We start from the raw sequence: 19,019 nt of genomic DNA on the forward strand, positions 1-19,019 counted from the left end.
CCAAGTAAAGTATATAAAATGTCAGTCTAATGGTAAAGTTCTGTTTTATGCCATCGTCATGCCACCGTCGACAGCAATCGTCTGACCGGTCACATAAGAGGCTTGTTCTGACGCCAGGAACGAGACGAGGTTCGCAACATCGTCCACTTGTCCGAAACGCTTAAACGGAATCTGCTCGAGTGTAGCGTCCCGCTGCGCTTCTGTCAAGGCGTCTGTCATGTCCGTTTGAATGAATCCCGGGCAGACGGCGTTGACCGTCACATGACGACCTGCCAACTCCCGTGCGACAGATTTCGTCAAGCCGATCAAGCCAGCCTTTGCCGCTGCGTAATTCGCTTGACCGGCATTCCCCGTGATGCCGACAACCGAAGCGATGTTAATGATTCGCCCGGTTTGGGATTTGAGCAGGGACCGCGTCACCGCTTGAGATGTCAAGAAGGCCCCTTTCAAGTTGGTGGACAACACATCGTTGAAGTCCGCCTCTTTCATTCGCATCAACAAACCGTCACGCGTAATCCCGGCATTGTTGACGAGACAGTCGATGCGTCCGAATTGGTCCAGCGTCGTTTTAACGAGCGCTTTCACTTCATCCGCATTCGAAATGTCCGCTTTCACAGCAATCGCCTCTCCACCGCTTTCTTCAATCGCAGAGACGACAGCCTGTGCTTTTGCTTCACTACCCGAGTAATTCACGACGACCCGAAAGCCGTCTTCCCCTAAACGCTTCGCGATGGCGGCCCCGATTCCTCGGGACGCACCGGTCACGATGGCTACATGGTCATGCACGTACTTCTCCTCCTAACGCAACAACCTCTTCCAAGGTTGTCGCTTTTCGAATCGTCACGTTTCCGTCGATGCGTTTGATCAGTCCAGATAGCGGTGAGGACGGGCCGAACTCGATGAACGTATCCACACCTTCTTCGATTGCCTTGCGGACACAGTCTTCGAATCGGACCGAGGCATACAATTGCTCGGTCAATAACGCCTTCAATTTCACCGGTTCGCGATGAATCGTTGCATCGACGTTCGAAATGAAGTCGATTGAAGCCTGTTGAAACGGTGAGGAGGCCAAGATGTCCTTGAAGCGGGTCGCAGCCGGCATCATATAAGAACTATGGAACGCTCCGGACACGTTTAAAGGTAATACACGTTTGGCTCCGGCAGCCTTCAATTCTTCACCCGCCTGCTTGACGGCATCGACATGTCCAGAAATAACGAATTGCCCCGGACAATTATAGTTTGCGATTTGTACTAAGTCACCGCTCGCACTAATTTTTTCCGTGATGTGGAACGCTTCCTGTAAATCCGTCATACCGACGACCGCTGCCATCGTACCGTCTTTGACGGTCGACATCAACTTTCCGCGCTCATGTACGAGCACCGCCGCTTCCTCCAAATCGATGACACCAGCCAGTACAAGTGCGGCATATTCGCCCACACTGTGACCGATGACGACATCCGGTTTTGCGCCTTGCTTCTCGTAAGCAAGGGCAAGCGTTGCTGCATGTGTCACGATGGCCGGTTGTGCTACGTCTGTTTCCTGTAAGTCTTCTTTTGAACCAGACGACATGACATCAAGAAGGTCGAAGCCAAGTCGGCGACCGATTGCTTGGAAGTTTTCCGGGTCATGCAAGAACGTCTGTCCCATACCGACCGCCTGCGATCCTTGTCCTGGGAACACCCATGCTACTTTCCCCATGTCCTCACCTGCTTTCAATTAGTCTATTGCTTTCGCTTGCTTGATTTTCGAGACAACATCATGGTCGACCATAATCTTCGCCTGTTTCAAAGCACTCATCACGGCGAGGGCATCGCTTGAACCGTGTGCTTTAATGACCGGCGCGTTGATTCCGAATAGGCCGGCACCCCCATGTTCTCGATAATCGAGCGTTTGCTTCAATTTTGTCAATTTCGGTTTTAAGATGAGAGCGGCGAGCTTCGAGACAAGATTACTTGTGAATTGCTCTTTCATCATCTTCATGAGCATGGCCGATGAGCCTTCTACCCCTTTTAACAGGATGTTGCCGGCAAATCCTTCTGTCACGATGACGTCCACGTCACCAGACATCGCCTCTCTCGCCTCGACGTTACCGACGAAGTGGACCGGTGCTTGTTCAAGGAGGGGGAACGCTTCTTTTGTGAGCGCATTTCCTTTGCCAGCCTCCGTTCCGATATTCAAGAGCGCGACGCGTGGCTGTTTGACTCCTCGCACATGCTCCGCATAAAGCGACCCCATGATTGCGTAGTCAACCAAATGTTCCGCTTTCGCGTCCGGGTTTGCCCCTACATCCAATACGACGACACCATTGCCCGTATATGTAGGGAATGTTGGAGACAGCGCCGGGCGTTCGATTCCCGGGATGCGCCCGATGATGAAAAGAGATGCCGCCATAAGTGCCCCGGTATTTCCTGCAGACACGAGTGCATCGGCTTTTCCTTCTTTTACAAGTCGGGCAGCCACGACGAGTGAACTGTCTTTTTTGCGGCGGACCGCACGGACAGGCTCGTCCTCTCCCGTTATCACTTCGCTCGCCGGTACAATCGTCACACGTGAGTCTTCTATGCCGTAGGAAGCAATCTTCACTTCATCTCCGACTAAAAAGAGCTCCATCTGTGTATTCGGGAACTGTTCTATGAACTGTTTGACCCCTTCGACGATTGCTTTTGGTGCGTGATCTCCACCCATTGCATCAATCGCTAGCTTCATGCTTGTTCCTCCTCACCACGTCGATAGATCGTGAATTCTCCATTGAAGACACATTCCTCACCGACAAAACTTTCCACTGTCACGTCCGTCCGTCCGTCCCGACGAAGTTTTTCGACACGAGCCTTGGCAACGACTCGCTCACCGAGATGAACTTGGCGACTAAAGCGAATCTCCGCTTTAGTGGTCAACGCCAACTCATCGTCGATCAGCGCCACCGCTAACGAGTTGGCCTGCGCGAACAATACATGTCCACGGGCAATTTCGTTACGGCTAAAGACGTGTTCTTTTTCTATATCGAGGACAGAAATGGCCGAATCGTCGAGTTTTAAGTCGATCATATCCCCGATGACCTCGCTCAAAGCGAGCGATTTGACTTCATCGAGGTGTTCAGAAGCCACATGTTTGATCCGTTCCCGAACCTCTGGAATTTTCAATTCCATTCGATCGAGCCGGATGGTTTGGATGCTAACGGAGAACTGTTTTGACAGTTCTTCATCTTTAATGAACGGGTTGTGTTCAATCGTCTCTTGCAACAAGCGTTGCCGCTCTTTCTTAGGTACCCGCATTCAGTTCCCTCCTAAACTATTCGCTAAAGAACTTAATACCTGGTACTAATAGCAGTATATATTCTTTAGTCGTCATTTTCAAGTATTATTCTAACCTTTCTCCAACAAGCAGGTCGAGCCGTTTTAGATAGGTGCGGAGTGTCTGATAAATCGAATCCTCCCAAAACGTTTCGCTTTCAAGCAACTTCACCGCATCTTGCCGCGCGACCTCCATCACCTTCAAATCGAGGACCGGGTCTGCGACACGGAAACTCGGGAGTCCGCTTTGTGCCGTTCCGAAGAAATCCCCGGCGCCACGCAATTCTAAATCTTTTTCCGCGAGAACGAAGCCATCATTCGTTTCAGTCATCGTCTTCAACCGGACTTTCCCGACATCCGACTTCGGATCACCGACCAAAATACAATAGGACTGATGCGCCCCCCGGCCGACACGTCCCCTCAACTGGTGAAGTTGCGCCAGTCCGAAGCGCTCCGCATCATGAATGATGATCGCTGAGGCATTCGGGACGTTCACACCGACCTCGACGACGGTTGTCGACACGAGAATCTGCGTTTTATTCTCGGCAAACGATTTCATCACTTCATCTTTTTCCGCGCTCGATAGCTTCCCGTGCATCAGACCGACCGCATAGGCCGGGAAGCGTTCTTTTAACAGCTCATAAAGTGCCGTCGCACTCTCCACCTCAAGTGTATCGGATTCTTCAATCAGCGGCGCAATCACATATGCCTGTCTTCCGAGGGATAACTCACGGTCGACCATTGCGTGGACACGATCAATCTGGTCATTCTTTGCCCAGTACGTCTCGATCGGTTTTCGCCCTTTCGGCATCTCATCAATCGTCGAGACATCCATCTCCCCGAACGCACTGATTGCCAAAGTCCGCGGAATCGGAGTCGCCGTCATATACAGCACATCCGCTAACTCTGCTTTGTCACGGAGCATTTTCCGTTGCTCCACACCGAAGCGATGCTGTTCATCGGTAATAGCCAAATGGAGCCGATGAAACTCGACCGGTCCTTGAATCAGCGCATGGGTGCCGACGATGATATCCACTTCACCTGATCGAATCGCCGAAAGCAGGGTGGTTCGTGCCTTTCCTTTCACCGAACTTGTCAGTAAAGCAATGGTCACTCCGTATGGCTCAAACAATTCCTGCAAAGACGACGCATGCTGTTCGGCCAAAATCTCAGTCGGTACCATAAGTGCCCCTTGATACCCTGCCATGACAGTCGCATACAAGGCGATCGCGGCAACGACGGTCTTCCCGCTCCCGACATCCCCCTGTAATAGGCGGTTCATCCGTTCCGTTTTCTCCAAGTCGGATACAATCTCTCTCACAACCCGTGTCTGGGCACCGGTGAGCGGAAAAGAGAGATGTCTGACAAAATCATTTAAGCGCTCTTTGTCTAAAGTCAGTGCCCGGCCGTTTCCGGAGCGCTCCATTTTCCGAAACGCCTGCAATTTCAATTGGTACAGTAAACATTCTTCGTAGACGTAGCTTCTTCTTGCCTGTTTGTATGTTGCCACCGTGTCCGGGAAATGCATTCCGCGAAGCATCGACATTCGGTCTTCAAGCCGGTATCGGGCACGGATTGGTTCCGGCACACGTTCCGGAATCGCATCCACCTGATCAAATGCCAGTTTCACGATGCGGCTAAAGTTCTTTTGGGTCAGCCCGGCCCGTAATGAATAGATCGGTTGCAGGCCGTTTGACTGTTCGCCAAACTCTAAATCGGTAGCGCTGATCGTCATCCGATTCATATCCCATTTCCCTTTCACCGTTACGGTCGTCCCGACTGTCAGCTTATCTTTGTAGAAAGCACGGTTAAACATCGTCACTTGTACGGCATAGCGGTCTTCAAGCAGGAGTCGGAACTGCAAACGGTTTTTCCCTTTACTGTAATAACGGACGAGCGCTTCCGCTTGTACCGTCCCGCTCCATTTGACGAGGTCGCCATGTACGGCTGTCGTCACCGTGCCGCTATTATAATTTTCATAACGAAACGGGACGTGCTCCAGCACGTCCTCGATTCGCTCAAGACCCATCGTCTCTAATTTTTTAGCCATTTCCGGCCCGACTCCTTTCAGAGTCGTGATTGCATCATTGTTTGGCATCTTCTTTCTCTCCAAAAATATTTCGTTCAAGCCGACGGGCTGTCGGTGTGTTCGCCAGTCCTCCACGGGCGGTTTCTTTCAAGGCGGTCGGCATCATTTGCCCGACCTCATGCATCGCAGAGATGACCTCGTCACATGGAATGCGCGAGGTAATGCCCGCAAGCGCCATATCCGCCGCAACGATTGCATTCGCCCCGCCCATCGCATTTCGTTTCACACACGGGACCTCGACCAGACCCGCAACCGGATCACAGACCAGACCAAGCATATTTTTCAAGGCGATCGCAAATGCAGTCGCCGACTGGTCCGGCGTGCCTCCTGCCGCCTCGACGATCGCCGCAGCGGCCATCCCTGTCGCCGAGCCGACCTCTGCTTGACAGCCTCCAGCCGCCCCGGAAATCGAAGCATTGTTTGCTACGACAAATCCGAAAGCTCCTGAGGTGAACAAGTAACGGACCATCGCCTCACGATCCATACCGAGCCGGTCTTTCACCGCAAACAATGTTCCAGGTACAACGCCCGCGCTACCCGCTGTCGGTGTCGCACAGATGCGTCCCATGGCCGCATTCACTTCGTTCGTTCCGATCGCTTTCGAGACGGCGTCCAAAATCAAATCCCCTGCAAGCGACTTTCCTGAGCGGATATATTCTTGCATGAGCACTGCGTCATTCCCGGTAAGCCCTGTCACCGAAGTGACGCCTTGAAGCGCCCGTTCGACCGCTTCTTCCATTACTTCCAGGTTCCGGTCCATCATGCCCACGACTTCTTCACGTGTCGAGCGTCTGACATGCATTTCCTGCTCAATCATCACTTCTGAAATCGGAATCCCCCGTTCCGTTGCCATCGTGACTAATTCTTCAACTGATTTAAACATGAAGCATTCTCCTTATTCCCCAAAAATGGCTACCCGTTCGATTTGCGGCAACCGTTCAAGTTCTGCAATAACGTCCGATGAGATCGGTTCATCAATCTCGATGGCCATGAGTGCCTGTTTTCCTTTCTCATGACGACTCACTTCCATATGGCCGATGTTCAATTGATGGTTGGCCAGGACGCCCGTCACAGCCGCGATCGCCCCAAAGCGGTCATGGTGTAACACAACAAGCGCCGGTCCACCTCCCGTCAATTTCAACGGGAACCCATTCAATTCCGAAATTTCAATCGTTCCCCCTCCAATTGAAATCCCGACAATCTCAAATGTCCCAGCTTCATCCTCAAGATGGACCCGAGCCGTATTCGGGTGTTCGGTCAATAAGTCGCTCGTCTCAAAGATAACTTCTATCCCTTTCTCTCGAGCGATGTCGAGTGACTCGGGAATCCTGAGATCGAACGTATCGAACCCCATAATCCCCCCTACGATCGCCACGTCCGTACCATGACCCCGGTACGTATCAGCGAACGATCCATAAAAGGTGATTCGAGCCACTTTCGGTGTCCGACCGAACAGTTTCCCCGCCATTAAACCGATTCGGGCTGCTCCGGCCGTATGTGAGCTCGACGGACCGACCATGACCGGCCCGATAATATCAAACACGCTACGATATTTCATCACTTTTCCCCCTTTCAAAAAAGCCCTACCTTCATTATACAGAAGGTAGGGACTAGAAACAGCTTATTCCACACTAAAAATGTAGGAGTAGAGCGGTTGTTTACCGTCATGAACTTCAATCTCGATCTCATCGTTCACAGACTCGATATAGGATGTCAATTCAGCGACGTCCGCTTCTGAAGAACCTTCACCCGTCAAAATCGTGATGATTTCATCATCCGCATCGACGAGAGCGTCGACAAGTTGTTTTGCCGCTTCAAGGCTCGATGGTGACGACGCAACAATTTTCTTCTCAGCGATTGCCATATGGTCGTCTTTACGAATCTCGACACCGTCGATACTTGTATCACGAACGGCGTAAGTGACTTGGCCAGATTTGACCGTATTTGCCGCTGTATTCATCGCTTGTTCGTTCATTTCCACATCCGCTTCCGGGTTGAAGGCGATTGCCGCAGCAAGACCTTGTGGAACCGTCTTCGTCGGGATGACCGATACACCACATGGTGCGACAGATGCTGCTTGCTCAGCCGCCATGATGATGTTCGAGTTGTTCGGGAAGATGAAGACATGATCCGCATTTGCAGACTCGATCGCTTTCACGATATCTTCCGTCGACGGGTTCATTGTCTGTCCGCCTTCAATCACATGTGCTGCTCCGAGTGAACGGAACAATTCACTGACACCCTCGCCCATCGCGACCGTCACGATTGCAAATGGCGCTTTCGGTTTGGCAGGAGCTGCAACCCCATGTTGGTTTGCTCCTTGTTCTTCTTCAAGAATTGTCGAGTGTTGTTGACGCATGTTCTCAATCTTAACGGCAACGAGTTCACCGAAGCGTTGCCCTTTCGTGATGACTTCACCCGGCGTTTCAACATGGACGTGGACTTTCAATAACTCTTCGTCAGCGACGACGAGAAGTGAGTCACCAAGCTCAGACAATTCGTTCCGGAATGCATCTTCATTGAACGGGGCATCCTTCAACTTCTCATCCTGGAAGCGTACCATGATTTCAGTACAGTAACCGAACTCAATATCTTCCGTCGACATGAAGCCTTGAGCCGCATGAGCATGATGCTCTGCTTCGATCAACGCGTCCATTACTGGAGCGTGCGGCTTTTCAAGTTCTTTCCCTTCGAGTGTCGCAAGGAACCCTTCATAGATCACGAGTAGTCCTTGACCACCTGAATCGACGACACCGACTTCTTTCAATACCGGCAACAAGTCAGGTGTACGATCGAGTGATGCTTTCGCTTCCGCGACGACACGTTCCATAAATTCATTAAAATCACTCGTCGACTCAGACGCTAGGAGCGCTTCGTCTGCCGCTTCACGAGCAACCGTCAGAATCGTCCCTTCAACCGGTTTCATGACCGCCTTGTAAGCTGTGTCGACACCGCGTTTGAGCGCTTCGGCAAAATCGACTGTAGAAAGTTCAGTCTTTCCTTCAACCGCTTTTCCGAATCCGCGGAACAATTGACTCAAAATAACACCAGAGTTCCCGCGTGCTCCCATGAGTAATCCACGTGCGAATTTCGATGATACTTCAGCGATATCTTCCGTGTTCAATGCCGCGACTTCCTTGGCACCTGAAGTCATCGTCAAATTCATGTTCGTCCCCGTGTCTCCATCTGGAACCGGGAAGACGTTAAGCGAATCCACATAATCCGCGTTTTGGCTCAAGTTGGCCGCTCCGTTTGCAATCATGTTCGCGAGCGCCAATCCATCTAAACGTTTTAAACCCACACCAAATCCTCCTCCGTATTCGTCAGTCATTCGTCAGACGAACGCCTTGAACAAATATATTTACCGACGAAACGTTTAATCCTAAAGTTTCTCCGAGCGTATACTTGACTCGGCTTTGCACGTTGTATGCGACTTCAGATACTTTCGTTCCGTAGCTCACAATGATATGCATGTCGATATGTACGTCTTCATCATCCTGACGCACGACGACTCCACGCGCATAGTTTTCACGTTTCAATAATTCTGCGATCCCGTCTTTTAACTGTGCTTGTGATGCCATGCCGACGACACCGAAACATTCCATCGCCGCACCGCCTGCAAGCGTCGCGATGACGTCACTTGTGATGTCAATATTGCCATATGTTGTCTTCATTTCAATTGCCATATGGAGTAGCCTCCTTTATTCGGAATGATTCCTACAGTATATTCTACAATAAGTACCTAGTTATTAAAAGAACCTGCTCCAGAAACATCGTTCAATGAACGTCATAACCTCATTCATTATTCAAATCCTTGAGAGTAATGTCAAGTTTTTTTCTTGTCATGGTACGATTTTCTAGTTGCATCGATAAAAAAGCCGTGCTAATATAAACGAGTGTCTATTAGGACGAACCCACATAAAAAAGGAGGGGAAACGCATGGCACGTAAATGCTACGTAACAGGTAAATCACCTAAATCAGGTAACAACCGTTCGCACGCACTTAACAAGACAAAACGTACTTGGGGTGTAAACGTACAAAAAGTTCGTATTCTCGTTGACGGTAAACCGAAACGCGTTTGGGTTTCAGCTCGCGCACTTAAATCAGGTCTCGTTGAACGCGTATAATACTTATACACGAACGAATAAATCCCAGCGGCATGCGCCGATGGGATTTTTTTGTTTATTTTTTTATGAGCATGACGAGTACTTTCCCACGATGAACCTTCAATTCGGCCACATCCGCTGACCACTCGTTCGAAATGGTCAACGCCTCATGACTGAACACCGCTCGGTGACGGAGAGGATATTTGACTCCGGCAATCGAGAGCGTTGCCTCTTTCCACGGAATGAACGAAAGATAATGGTTTTCTTTCCGTTCGATCCAATGTTCCCCTTCCGTTGCGAGAAATACCTCCTGCCCCACAGCGTGGAGCCTCATTTCCGGATAAGCCTCGAGTAACCCGATATTTCCTAACGTCATATCAAGTCTTCCGCCGAGTGCGCCATAAACCTCAATCTCTGACGCCCCTCGCTCCCGCGCAGCTTCAAGTGCAATCTCAAGGTCGGTCACGTCTTTCTCTGAGGGATAGCGAACGGCATCAGCAGGAACTGTCCCTGTAAACGAATCAAAATCACCGACGATCAGATCGGGTGTGATCCCTTTATCGAGCAGGACTTGATATCCCCCGTCCACACCGATGATCACATCCGCGTCATGCGGCAAGTCCGGAACAGGATCCGGACTTGCCGCCACGATGAGTACACGCATTACCGTACGTCTCTTGTCGCGACACTTACAAAACGTGGCGCAGCCGTAAAGAGCGTGACAAGCACGATCGCACATAGGATAAAGGAAGGTACCATGTACGTCGCATTGTAGAGGATCGAGTAAGTCACGACCGGACCTTCAGCATATTCGGCAAAAAAGACGACCCCGGAGATGAAGTGGGCGAGAAAACGCAGGAATGCACCCAAGAAAGACCCGAGAATCAAATACGTGGTCAATGTTTTCATCGCCCCTTGCTGTGCAGCCTGTTTCACACGACCGGCAAAGATGCCGGCCATTCCGACCAATCCAAATGCGACCGTATAGTCGAGTAAAAATTGAACAGGTGTAAAAATGTAAACCCCGAACATGAATTGCATCGTTCCGACGAGTGCACCGGTAGCCAGTCCGCCTTTCACCCCGTGCCGGAATGCCATAACGAAAATCGGGAGCATCGCTAAACTGATCGAACCTCCTTGTGGTAATCGAAACGGAATCAGTAAGTCAAAAATGATCCCGAGCGCCGCAAACAGTGAAATTTCGATCAGCGTTTGCAGTTTAAATCGTTGGTTCATAAAAATCTCCTCCTTCATGATAATGAACGACAAAAAGCAGCATGACGTAAACGCCATGCTGCTTGGATTCGCAACGTGCATTTTCGCCACATCCCTACGTCCGTGTGAACGGAACAGGTTCAAAGGGTTAGCGTATGCCTCTCAGCCACATCATGTGACACCCCTTGCGACTCTATCTTGTTGTTCTGACTTCGATTATACACGAGATGCGTCGCGAATGCTATCGATTGCGACTTTATAATCCGGTTGGTTGTAGATGGCAGAACCGGCAACGAGTACATCAGCTCCTGCATCGATACATAATTTCGCCGTTTCCGGGTTCACCCCTCCGTCAATCTCAATCTCAAAGTCGAGTTGACGCGCCGCACGCATTTCACTCAACGCTGAAATTTTAGGTACGACAGACTCAATGAATGCCTGTCCCCCGAATCCAGGGTTTACTGTCATGAGAAGAACCATGTCTACATCCCCGAGGATGTGCTCGATTGTTGAGAGCGGTGTGTGCGGATTCAAAACAACTCCACATTTGGCTCCGGCAGCTTTGATTTGTTGCAAGACACGGTGCAGGTGGTTCGTCGCTTCAACGTGAACGGTCACGATGTCTGCCCCCGCCTTGACGAAATCTTCGACAAAACGTTCGGGCTGGTCAATCATCAAATGCACGTCGAGAACCATATCCGATTTCGCACGCAAACTAGCAAGAACCGGCAAACCAATCGAAATGTTCGGTACGAATTGGCCGTCCATCACATCAAAATGAATATAGTCCGCTCCGGCGTCTTGAACGGCTTTTACTTCCGCTTCTAAATTGGCAAAATCGGCCGACAAGATAGATGGTGCAATTTTAATCATCTGTTCAATACCTCCGCTTTCGGTCATTTAATTCTTCCATAAACGTAACATAATTCTCATATCGCGTGGAAGCGATCTCGCCCGAATCGACTGCCGCTTTTACTGCACACCCAGGCTCGTTCATATGCACGCAGCCACGGAATTTACATTCATCATGCAGCTCGACGAACTCAGGGAAACACCAGCGTAATTCTTCCGTTTCAAGTTCTTGTGGAAACTCTAAACTCGAAAAGCCCGGTGTATCGGCTACGAGCCCTTCCGCTAATCGAATGAGTGTGACGTGGCGTGTCGTATGCTTCCCGCGTCCGAGAGATTTTGAAATCTTCCCGGTCGCCAATGCAAGCTCTGGCGCCACCGCATTCAACAAAGAACTCTTGCCGACACCTGTCTGGCCCGCAAAGACGCTCGTCTTCTGCTTGAATGCCGATCGGATCAGCTCAACGCCAACACTCGATTCGGTCGATGTCTCGATGACCTCATAGCCGATTCGACGGTAGAGGGTCGTTGCCTCACGAATTTTTTCCGTCTCTTCATCATCAAGCAAATCCATTTTCGTCAACACGATGATCGGATGAATCTGTTTCGATTCGATCAAGACGAGAAAGCGGTCCAGCAAGTGATAAGAGAAAGCCGGCTCTTTCACTGAGAATAAAAGAAACGCTTGATCGATATTGGCGATCGGTGGACGAATGAGATGATTTTCACGTTCCTCGACTTCTAAAATATAGCCGGTCCCGTCCCCTTGGTCTTGAATGACGACATCATCCCCCACCACAGGAGAGATGTTTCGTTTTCGAAAGTTCCCACGTGCCCGGCAGCGAATCTCTTGATCCGTTTCCGTCATGACATCATAAAACCCGCCTTGCAGACGAATGATTGTCCCTTTCATTCATGGTCCTCCTTTAAAAAAAGGATGACGTTCCCGCCATCCCTTATTGTGCTTCTTTTGCTTGAGCGTATGTGACGGAGTCGGTCCGAACGACATCACCATTTACTTCAATCGTTGCTGTCCCCACTTCATCCGGAGCAATGACGAGCGTATAGGAATATGTCGTTGTTTCCGTAATTTTGTCACGTAATACTTCGATTTCACCTCTCGCATCGACCGTACGAATGACGACTTCAACCGATTTTGATTTTTTCCCGTTTCCTGGTTGTTCGACTTCTACGTCGACTTCCCGTTCGATCGAAACGTCCGTAGGTTCTACCCCTTCCGAGACGATGACAGTAAGCTCTGTATCCGGGTCAACCGCGGTTCCAGCGGTCGGAAGCTGACGAATGATTTGCCCTTTCGGTACACTCGTTGAAAATTCATCACGGCGAACGATTTTCAATTTATTCTGCTCCGCATAGGTCGTTGCTTCTTCAAACGTATAGCCGGCCAAGTTTGCCAGTTCTACTTTATTACTACCGGTTGAGACGATGAGCGTCACCGTCACTTCCGAAGGAATGACTTCATCCCCTGGGTCAATCGATTGAGAGATGACATCGCCGCTATCGACTGTTTCAGACGGCTCTGTTTTGATTTCCAAATCGATGAAAGCCAAGTCCTTCAACATCCGCTCGGCAGCCGTCTGTGACAAGCCTTCCACATTCGGCATATCAACCGTATCTTTCCCTGCTGACACCACAATGTTGACCGTAGTGCCCCGTTTCGGTTTACGCCCTTCCTGCGGATTTTGCGAAATCACATTTCCTTCTTCAATGTTGTCGCTCGAACGTTCGGTTACTTCAACTTCAAAACCGGACGCCTCCAGTTCCGTCGTCGCATCACCGATACTCATTCCGACCACATCCGGTACGACTGCACGGGACATCTCGTCTGCCACGACGTAGGCCGTGATACTTCCGCCGATCAACACAATCACGAGTAAAAGCCAAATCCACCATTTTCGTTTCTTTTTCTTCGGTGGTGTGATTTTTGAGACCGGTGTCTCTTCTGTAGATGCGATTGGCGTTACCGGACGTTGCTTTTCCTTCACTTCATCTGTGACAATCGGTGCCATGACCAGCGTTTTATCGAACGGGTCCTCATCCGTGAGAGACCGTTTTGGTTCATTGCTCCGTTCCCGGCTAAGTGAGGTCATGCAATCTTTTTTGAAAGCCGCCACCGAGGCGTGACGTTCTCCAGGCGATTTCGCCAACGCTTGCGTAATGCAGTTTTCCAGTGCCTGTGGAACATTCGGGTTCAAATCCATCGGCCGGATAGGATCGTCCTGTAAATGCTGAAGGGCCACCGCGACAGGTGTCTCACCGATAAACGGAACACGTCCTGTGACAAGTTCGTATAAGACCGCACCTAGCGAATAAATGTCTGACTTTTCGTCGGCAAACTTCCCTCTTGCCTGTTCGGGAGAGAAATAATGCACCGACCCCAATACAGACATGGTATGGGTCAACGTCGCATTCGACATGGCCACGGCAATCCCAAAGTCTGTCACCTTCACATTCCCAGTCTGGTCAATCATCATATTTTGTGGCTTGATATCCCGATGAATGATTCGGTTCGCATGCGCATGATCAATCGCATCACAAATCTGCCCCATGATGCGTAACGCTTCATCGACAGATATGTATTCTTCTTGCAAATATTGCTTCAACGTCATGCCATCCACATGTTCCATGACAATATAGTACAAATCATCTTCGTCACCCACGTCGTAGATGGCGACGATATTTGGATGGTTCAAACTCGTTGCCGCATGTGCCTCGCGTTCGAACCTTCGTATAAATTGTTCATTGTGCGAGAACTCAGATCGTAACACTTTGATGGCGACGGTTCGGTTTAAAATCTCATCATGAGCCCGGTAGACATTTGCCATGCCTCCGCTGCCGATTTGCTGTTCGATCCGATAACGATCGTTGATTCGGTCTCCGCTTCGCATCGGATTCATCCTCTCTTTCTATCAGTAAATTGAACGAGGGCAACGGTTACATTGTCGCTCCCTCCCAATTGATTCGCTTCTTCTATTAACCAATCCGCTTTCATGTCAGCGGTAGCAGACCGTTGTAAGACGTCACGAATCGCTTCATCTGTCAAATGTGTCGTCAACCCATCTGTACAGATGAGCATCGTATCGAATTCAGGATCGGCTAACACTTGTATGTCGGGTTCGACATGCTCACTAGATCCGATGGCACGTGTGATGACATTCCGTTTCGGATGGACCCGCATCTCTTCCTCGGTCAACTCACCTAATTGCTTTAATACATTGACGTAGGAATGGTCTTCAGTCAATCGTTTCAAGCCATCATTTTGAAGCGCATATACCCGGCTGTCGCCTACATGGACGATCACAATCGTCTCTCCATGCCAGCATATTCCGGCCACCGTAGTTCCCATCATGATTAAGTTGGCCTGTTTGGAAAAATTTAGCACTTGTCCGTTCGCTTGATTGATTTGCTCACGAAACCATTGCTCAATTTCTAAAGGCGTCGACGGAAGCGACGGGAACGCCCGCCGAAATTGTTCAATGACAATTTGACTGGCGACCTCTCCCGCTTCATGTCCGCCCATTCCATCCGCAACAAGGGCGATCCCGGCATGCTCATCCCCGACGATCAAGACGGCATCCTCATTTTGCGTCCTCACTCGCCCGCGATCTGTTCGAAATGCAAATTCCATCTTTCTCGTTACCTCGTTTCTTGTTCGCGCTCCTTCGCTCGAAGCTGACCGCATGCTGCATCAATGTCCGAACCTTGTTCGCGACGAATCGTCACATTGACGTTGCGGTCTTTCAGCACTTTTTCAAAGGCAAAGATTTGAGCTCTCGGTGTACGCACATAGTCTCGTTCAAGTACGTGGTTGACTGGAATCAAGTTGACATGACATTTAATCCCCTTCAAGAGGTCAGCCAATTGATGTGCATGCTCTTCCGTATCGTTCACTCCACCGAACAAGCCATATTCAAATGTGATTCGTCGTCCACTCTTCTCCGTGTAATAACGGACTGCATCCATCAATTTATCCAAATTAAAGGCACGGTTGATTGGCATGAGGCGTGTACGAAGTTCAGTCGTCGGCGCGTGAAGTGAAATCGCAAAGTTGATGCGCATCCCTTCATCTGCGAACTTGTAAATTTTCGGAACGATTCCACTCGTCGAGACGGTAATGTGGCGCGCCCCGATGTTAAGTCCGTGATCGTGGTTGACTGTGCGCAAGAATCGCATCAACTCATCATAGTTATCGAACGGTTCGCCGATTCCCATAACGACGATTGAATCGACACGTTCACCTGTCGCGTCGAGCGCGCGTTGAACGTCGAGTACTTGTGCCGTGATTTCACCGGCTTCTAAGTTTCGTTTCAATCCGCCGAGCGTAGACGCACAGAACGTACAGCCGATGCGGCAGCCGACTTGTGTCGTGACGCAAATCGAGTTTCCGTATTCATGACGCATGAGTACCGTTTCAATGGAATAACCGTCTTGAAGTTCAAATAAGAATTTGATTGTACCGTCTTGTGATTCTTGTTTGACCAATTCCTTCAACGTCGTCAATTGGAACGACGCGTCGAGTTTGTCACGGAGTGCTTTCGGAACGTTCGTCATGTCATCAAACGACGTCACGCGCTTCACGTACATCCAGTCATATAATTGTTTCGCACGAAATGATTTTTCTCCTGCCTCGACCACCCACTGTTCGAGTTCAGGGAATGTAAGGGAATAGAGTGACGGCTTAGCGCCGATTAAAGGATTTTTTTCTACTGCTTTTGGATTCATGTTTATACCTCTTTCTTAAATGCGGCAATATAGAAGCCGTCGGTACCAAATGTCGTCGGTAATAATTTGAGTTCTGCACGCTCCGATGTCACCATCGATCGGACAGATGACGGAAGGCGGTCGCGAAGTGTCGCGTCCCATTCCAGTCCTTTTGACAAGATATAATCCGCTTGCGCCTCATTTTCAGACGGGTCGATTGTACATGTCGAGTAAACTAGCGTACCACCTGGTTTTAATAGTGGCAATACAGCATCGATGATTTGACGTTGAATCTTTGGAAGACCGGCTAATGCAGCCCGATCTTTCGTCCATTTAATATCCGGTTTACGTCGGATGACACCGAGTCCGGAGCAAGGGACGTCCAAAATGATGCGGTCAAAACTTTCCTGATCAAACTGTTCACCGGCAAGACGGGCATCAAGGGCAAGTGCGGTCACTCCATCGATGTGTAATCGTTTTGCTTGTTGTTCAATCAGTTTGGCCTTGTGCGGATGAAGGTCGAGCGCCGTCAACGTGCCGTCTTTCATCCGTTCTGCGGTGTGCATCGCTTTTCCGCCTGGTGCTGCGCACGCATCTAATACACGGTCATCCGGACTTACGCCTACCGCATCTGCAACAAGCATCGAACTTTCGTCCTGGACGGACAAATACCCGTCCTCAATGAAGGAAGTGGAGTGGACATTTCCGGATTCGACGACCAATCCATCGACTGACAACTCCGAACGGGAAGTCATCACACCTTCCTCAGCCAACCGATTCATCATCTCTTCTACGGTCACCTGCTTCCGATTCACCCGTACCGTCACGGGAGCCGGTTCATTGTTTATTTTACACATGGCTTCAGTCGCCTCAACACCGTACGTTTCAATCCAATCGGAAACGAGCCACTCGGGGTGACTGTGTTCAATCGAGATGCGTTCGGCATCAGTCAAATGACTGAAGTCAGGGAACCCTTCACGAATCACGTTTCGCAACACGCCATTGACAAATTTACTCGTCCCCACGTGATGTCCTCGTTTTTTCGCAATCTCCACTGCTTCATGTAAAACAGCCCGATCCGGAATTTTATCTAAATAGAATAGCTGATAGACGCTCATTCGAAGCAACGGAAGGACGAATTTGTCTAACTTTTTCGGCGAGCGGATGCGCTCTTTTAAAATATAATCGAGCGTCCCTTTATGACTGAGTGTCCCGTACACAAGTTCCGTGTAGAGTCCCGTATCTTTTGCGGCCAGTTTCTTTTGTTTCAATAAATCATTCACGGCGATCGTCGAATATGCGCCGCCTTGTTCGATTTTGATCAGCGTGTCTAGTGCTGCTTCACGTACGTTCATGTGTTCCTCCTAATCGTTCACCGACCGTCAGCTTCTGCCCGGCACCACGCATAAATGTAGCACCATCCATTCGTTTCTTACCGGCAGGTTGAAGATCCGTCACTTTAATGGCGACATGATTCCCGGTAGCGACGACAAATCCATCTTCTTCTAATCGAATGATGGTTCCCGGTTCGCCCGTCCCTGTCGTTTTCTCACTCATAAACAGTTTCACTCGTTCGCCGTCCATGATGGTATATGCGGTCGGGAATGGATTCATCCCGCGAATATGATTATAGATGACTTCCCCATCGTTCGCCCAATCGATTTGTTCACGTTCCCGGCTGATGTTCGGAGCGAATGTCACTTCCCGCTCATCTTGCGGAACCGCTTCAATCCAACCTTCTAAAAATGCTGGCAGGGTACGAATGAGCAAGTCACTGCCTGCCTCCGCCAATTTATCGAACAGTGTACCGACTGTGTCCGTCTCTTCAATCGGCACAATCGTGTTGGCAATCATATCACCGGCATCGAGTTTGTCGACCATATACATGATGGTTACACCCGTCTCTGATTCTCCATCAAGGATGGCTTGGTGAATCGGTGCGCCACCACGGTATTTTGGAAGAAGCGAGGCGTGCACATTGATTGCGCCGTGTGGGGGTGCGTCCAACAGTTCGGTCGGTACGATTTGCCCGTATGCCGCAGTCACAATCAAATCAGGATTTAAATCAAGGACAGCTTGATAATCTGTTCGAATTTTTTCCGGTTGAAGCACCTGAATTCCATGACGGAGGGCACATTCTTTGACCGGGGTCGGTTTCAACTCGCGTTTTCGCCCAACCGGTTTATCCGGTTGAGAAACGACACCTACGACATTGTACCCTTCTTGCAGCAGACGCTCAAGGACAGATACCGCGAAGGTCGGTGTTCCCATGAACACGATCCGTTTATCTTTCCCTGCGTTCGGTACGGCTAATTTGTCCGTAAAGAGCACACCGTCTAAATGATCCATCTCATGTTGAATCGCCCGGGCGAAAAATCCGCTCGCTTTAACCGTATGCGTCCGTCCTTTTAAATCCTGGTTTTTAACAACGATCGAGGCATGACGTTCAACGAAGCCGAATTCGCCTGGAATACTCAAACAACCTTCAAGTCCGACCTCGTGACCCGATGCCTCCACAATCTCAGGGTTGATTAAAACGAGAGGACCGGTTTCATCGTCTGTATGCACGACGGCCAATCGCTGGTTCAAATTGACTTGCGGTGCTGCGACGCCGACCCCGTCATATTCGTACATCGTATCGAACAGACGGTCGACTGTTTGGCGCAATTTTTTATCAAATTTTGTCACAGGTTCACATGTCACACGTAAAATATCATTTGGTACTTCTACTACTTTATACATTTCT

Annotated in this window: 19 protein-coding genes, 1 pseudogene and 1 riboswitch; of the genes and pseudogenes, 1 reads left to right on the forward strand and 19 read right to left on the reverse strand. The window is 49.9% G+C overall.

Going from position 1 to position 19,019, the window contains the following annotated elements; all coding sequences use genetic code 11:
* Positions 1–45: 45 nt before the first annotated feature.
* From fabG to KNP03_RS06435, 9 genes are all read right to left on the reverse strand, one after another.
* Positions 46–786 (reverse strand): 3-oxoacyl-[acyl-carrier-protein] reductase, encoded by a 741-nt coding sequence (gene fabG, locus KNP03_RS06395; RefSeq protein WP_214826963.1) that lies wholly within the window; start codon positions 784–786, stop codon positions 46–48.
* On the reverse strand, positions 779–1,699 hold the full coding sequence (gene fabD / locus KNP03_RS06400; protein ID WP_214826965.1) for an ACP S-malonyltransferase: 921 nt from the start codon (positions 1,697–1,699) through the stop codon (positions 779–781). Before fabD ends, fabG begins: the two co-directional genes overlap by 8 nt.
* 18 nt (positions 1,700–1,717) lie before the next feature.
* Positions 1,718–2,707, reverse strand: coding sequence for a phosphate acyltransferase PlsX (gene plsX / locus KNP03_RS06405; RefSeq protein ID WP_214826968.1), 990 nt, complete (start codon positions 2,705–2,707; stop codon positions 1,718–1,720).
* Positions 2,704–3,273 (reverse strand): transcription factor FapR, encoded by a 570-nt coding sequence (fapR, locus tag KNP03_RS06410; RefSeq protein WP_214826971.1) that lies wholly within the window; start codon positions 3,271–3,273, stop codon positions 2,704–2,706. Before fapR ends, plsX begins: the two co-directional genes overlap by 4 nt.
* A gap of 85 nt (positions 3,274–3,358) precedes the next feature.
* The gene (recG, locus tag KNP03_RS06415; protein ID WP_214826974.1) at positions 3,359–5,389 is read right to left on the reverse strand and encodes an ATP-dependent DNA helicase RecG; all 2,031 of its coding nucleotides are present in this window, start codon (positions 5,387–5,389) and stop codon (positions 3,359–3,361) included.
* Positions 5,376–6,263: an L-serine ammonia-lyase, iron-sulfur-dependent, subunit alpha gene (sdaAA, locus tag KNP03_RS06420; protein ID WP_214826977.1), complete on the reverse strand. Its 888-nt coding sequence runs from the start codon at positions 6,261–6,263 to the stop codon at positions 5,376–5,378. Before sdaAA ends, recG begins: the two co-directional genes overlap by 14 nt.
* Positions 6,264–6,275: 12 nt before the next feature.
* Positions 6,276–6,938: an L-serine ammonia-lyase, iron-sulfur-dependent subunit beta gene (gene sdaAB / locus KNP03_RS06425; protein WP_214826980.1), complete on the reverse strand. Its 663-nt coding sequence runs from the start codon at positions 6,936–6,938 to the stop codon at positions 6,276–6,278.
* A 63-nt stretch (positions 6,939–7,001) separates the two neighbouring features.
* Positions 7,002–8,681: a DAK2 domain-containing protein gene (locus KNP03_RS06430; RefSeq protein WP_214826982.1), complete on the reverse strand. Its 1,680-nt coding sequence runs from the start codon at positions 8,679–8,681 to the stop codon at positions 7,002–7,004.
* 22 nt (positions 8,682–8,703) lie between these two features.
* A complete protein-coding gene (locus KNP03_RS06435) occupies positions 8,704–9,066 on the reverse strand; it encodes an Asp23/Gls24 family envelope stress response protein (RefSeq protein WP_214826984.1) in 363 nt (120 codons plus the stop codon).
* A gap of 253 nt (positions 9,067–9,319) precedes the next feature.
* Here KNP03_RS06435 and rpmB point away from each other — a divergent pair, with 253 nt between their 5' ends.
* Positions 9,320–9,508: a 50S ribosomal protein L28 gene (gene rpmB, locus KNP03_RS06440; protein ID WP_015881349.1), complete on the forward strand. Its 189-nt coding sequence runs from the start codon at positions 9,320–9,322 to the stop codon at positions 9,506–9,508.
* 55 nt (positions 9,509–9,563) lie between these two features.
* On the opposite strand, the gene KNP03_RS06445 is transcribed toward rpmB, so the two are convergent.
* From KNP03_RS06445 to def, 10 genes and pseudogenes are all read right to left on the reverse strand, one after another.
* Positions 9,564–10,151, reverse strand: coding sequence for a thiamine diphosphokinase (locus tag KNP03_RS06445; protein WP_214826993.1), 588 nt, complete (start codon positions 10,149–10,151; stop codon positions 9,564–9,566).
* Positions 10,151–10,723 (reverse strand): energy-coupled thiamine transporter ThiT, encoded by a 573-nt coding sequence (thiT, locus tag KNP03_RS06450; protein WP_214826996.1) that lies wholly within the window; start codon positions 10,721–10,723, stop codon positions 10,151–10,153. Before thiT ends, KNP03_RS06445 begins: the two co-directional genes overlap by 1 nt.
* A gap of 74 nt (positions 10,724–10,797) precedes the next feature.
* Positions 10,798–10,898, reverse strand: a riboswitch (TPP riboswitch).
* Between the two features lie 20 nt (positions 10,899–10,918).
* The gene (rpe, locus tag KNP03_RS06455) at positions 10,919–11,575 is read right to left on the reverse strand and encodes a ribulose-phosphate 3-epimerase (RefSeq protein ID WP_214826999.1); all 657 of its coding nucleotides are present in this window, start codon (positions 11,573–11,575) and stop codon (positions 10,919–10,921) included.
* A 4-nt stretch (positions 11,576–11,579) separates the two neighbouring features.
* A complete protein-coding gene (rsgA, locus tag KNP03_RS06460) occupies positions 11,580–12,464 on the reverse strand; it encodes a ribosome small subunit-dependent GTPase A (protein WP_214827002.1) in 885 nt (294 codons plus the stop codon).
* Positions 12,465–12,507: 43 nt separating this feature from the next.
* Complete coding sequence (pknB, locus tag KNP03_RS06465) at positions 12,508–14,460, reverse strand: Stk1 family PASTA domain-containing Ser/Thr kinase (protein ID WP_214827005.1); 1,953 nt, start codon at positions 14,458–14,460, stop codon at positions 12,508–12,510.
* 5 nt (positions 14,461–14,465) lie between these two features.
* Positions 14,466–15,200 carry a Stp1/IreP family PP2C-type Ser/Thr phosphatase gene (locus tag KNP03_RS06470; RefSeq protein WP_214827008.1) on the reverse strand — a complete coding sequence of 245 codons (735 nt, stop codon included), beginning with the start codon at positions 15,198–15,200 and terminating at the stop codon, positions 14,466–14,468.
* Between the two features lie 8 nt (positions 15,201–15,208).
* Positions 15,209–16,294, reverse strand: coding sequence for a dual-specificity RNA methyltransferase RlmN (rlmN, locus tag KNP03_RS06475; protein ID WP_214827011.1), 1,086 nt, complete (start codon positions 16,292–16,294; stop codon positions 15,209–15,211).
* Positions 16,295–16,296: 2 nt separating this feature from the next.
* Positions 16,297–17,628, reverse strand: coding sequence for a 16S rRNA (cytosine(967)-C(5))-methyltransferase RsmB (rsmB, locus tag KNP03_RS06480; RefSeq protein WP_214827014.1), 1,332 nt, complete (start codon positions 17,626–17,628; stop codon positions 16,297–16,299).
* A complete protein-coding gene (gene fmt / locus KNP03_RS06485; RefSeq protein ID WP_338082724.1) occupies positions 17,615–18,604 on the reverse strand; it encodes a methionyl-tRNA formyltransferase in 990 nt (329 codons plus the stop codon). Before fmt ends, rsmB begins: the two co-directional genes overlap by 14 nt.
* A pseudogene (def, locus tag KNP03_RS13510) lies at positions 18,584–19,015 on the reverse strand (peptide deformylase); the annotation flags it as partial. The pseudogene def and the gene fmt, both read right to left, overlap by 21 nt.
* Positions 19,016–19,019 lie beyond the last annotated feature (4 nt).

It is taken from the genome of Exiguobacterium algae, from assembly GCF_018617875.1.
GTDB classification, from domain to species: Bacteria; Bacillota; Bacilli; order Exiguobacteriales; family Exiguobacteriaceae; genus Exiguobacterium; species Exiguobacterium algae.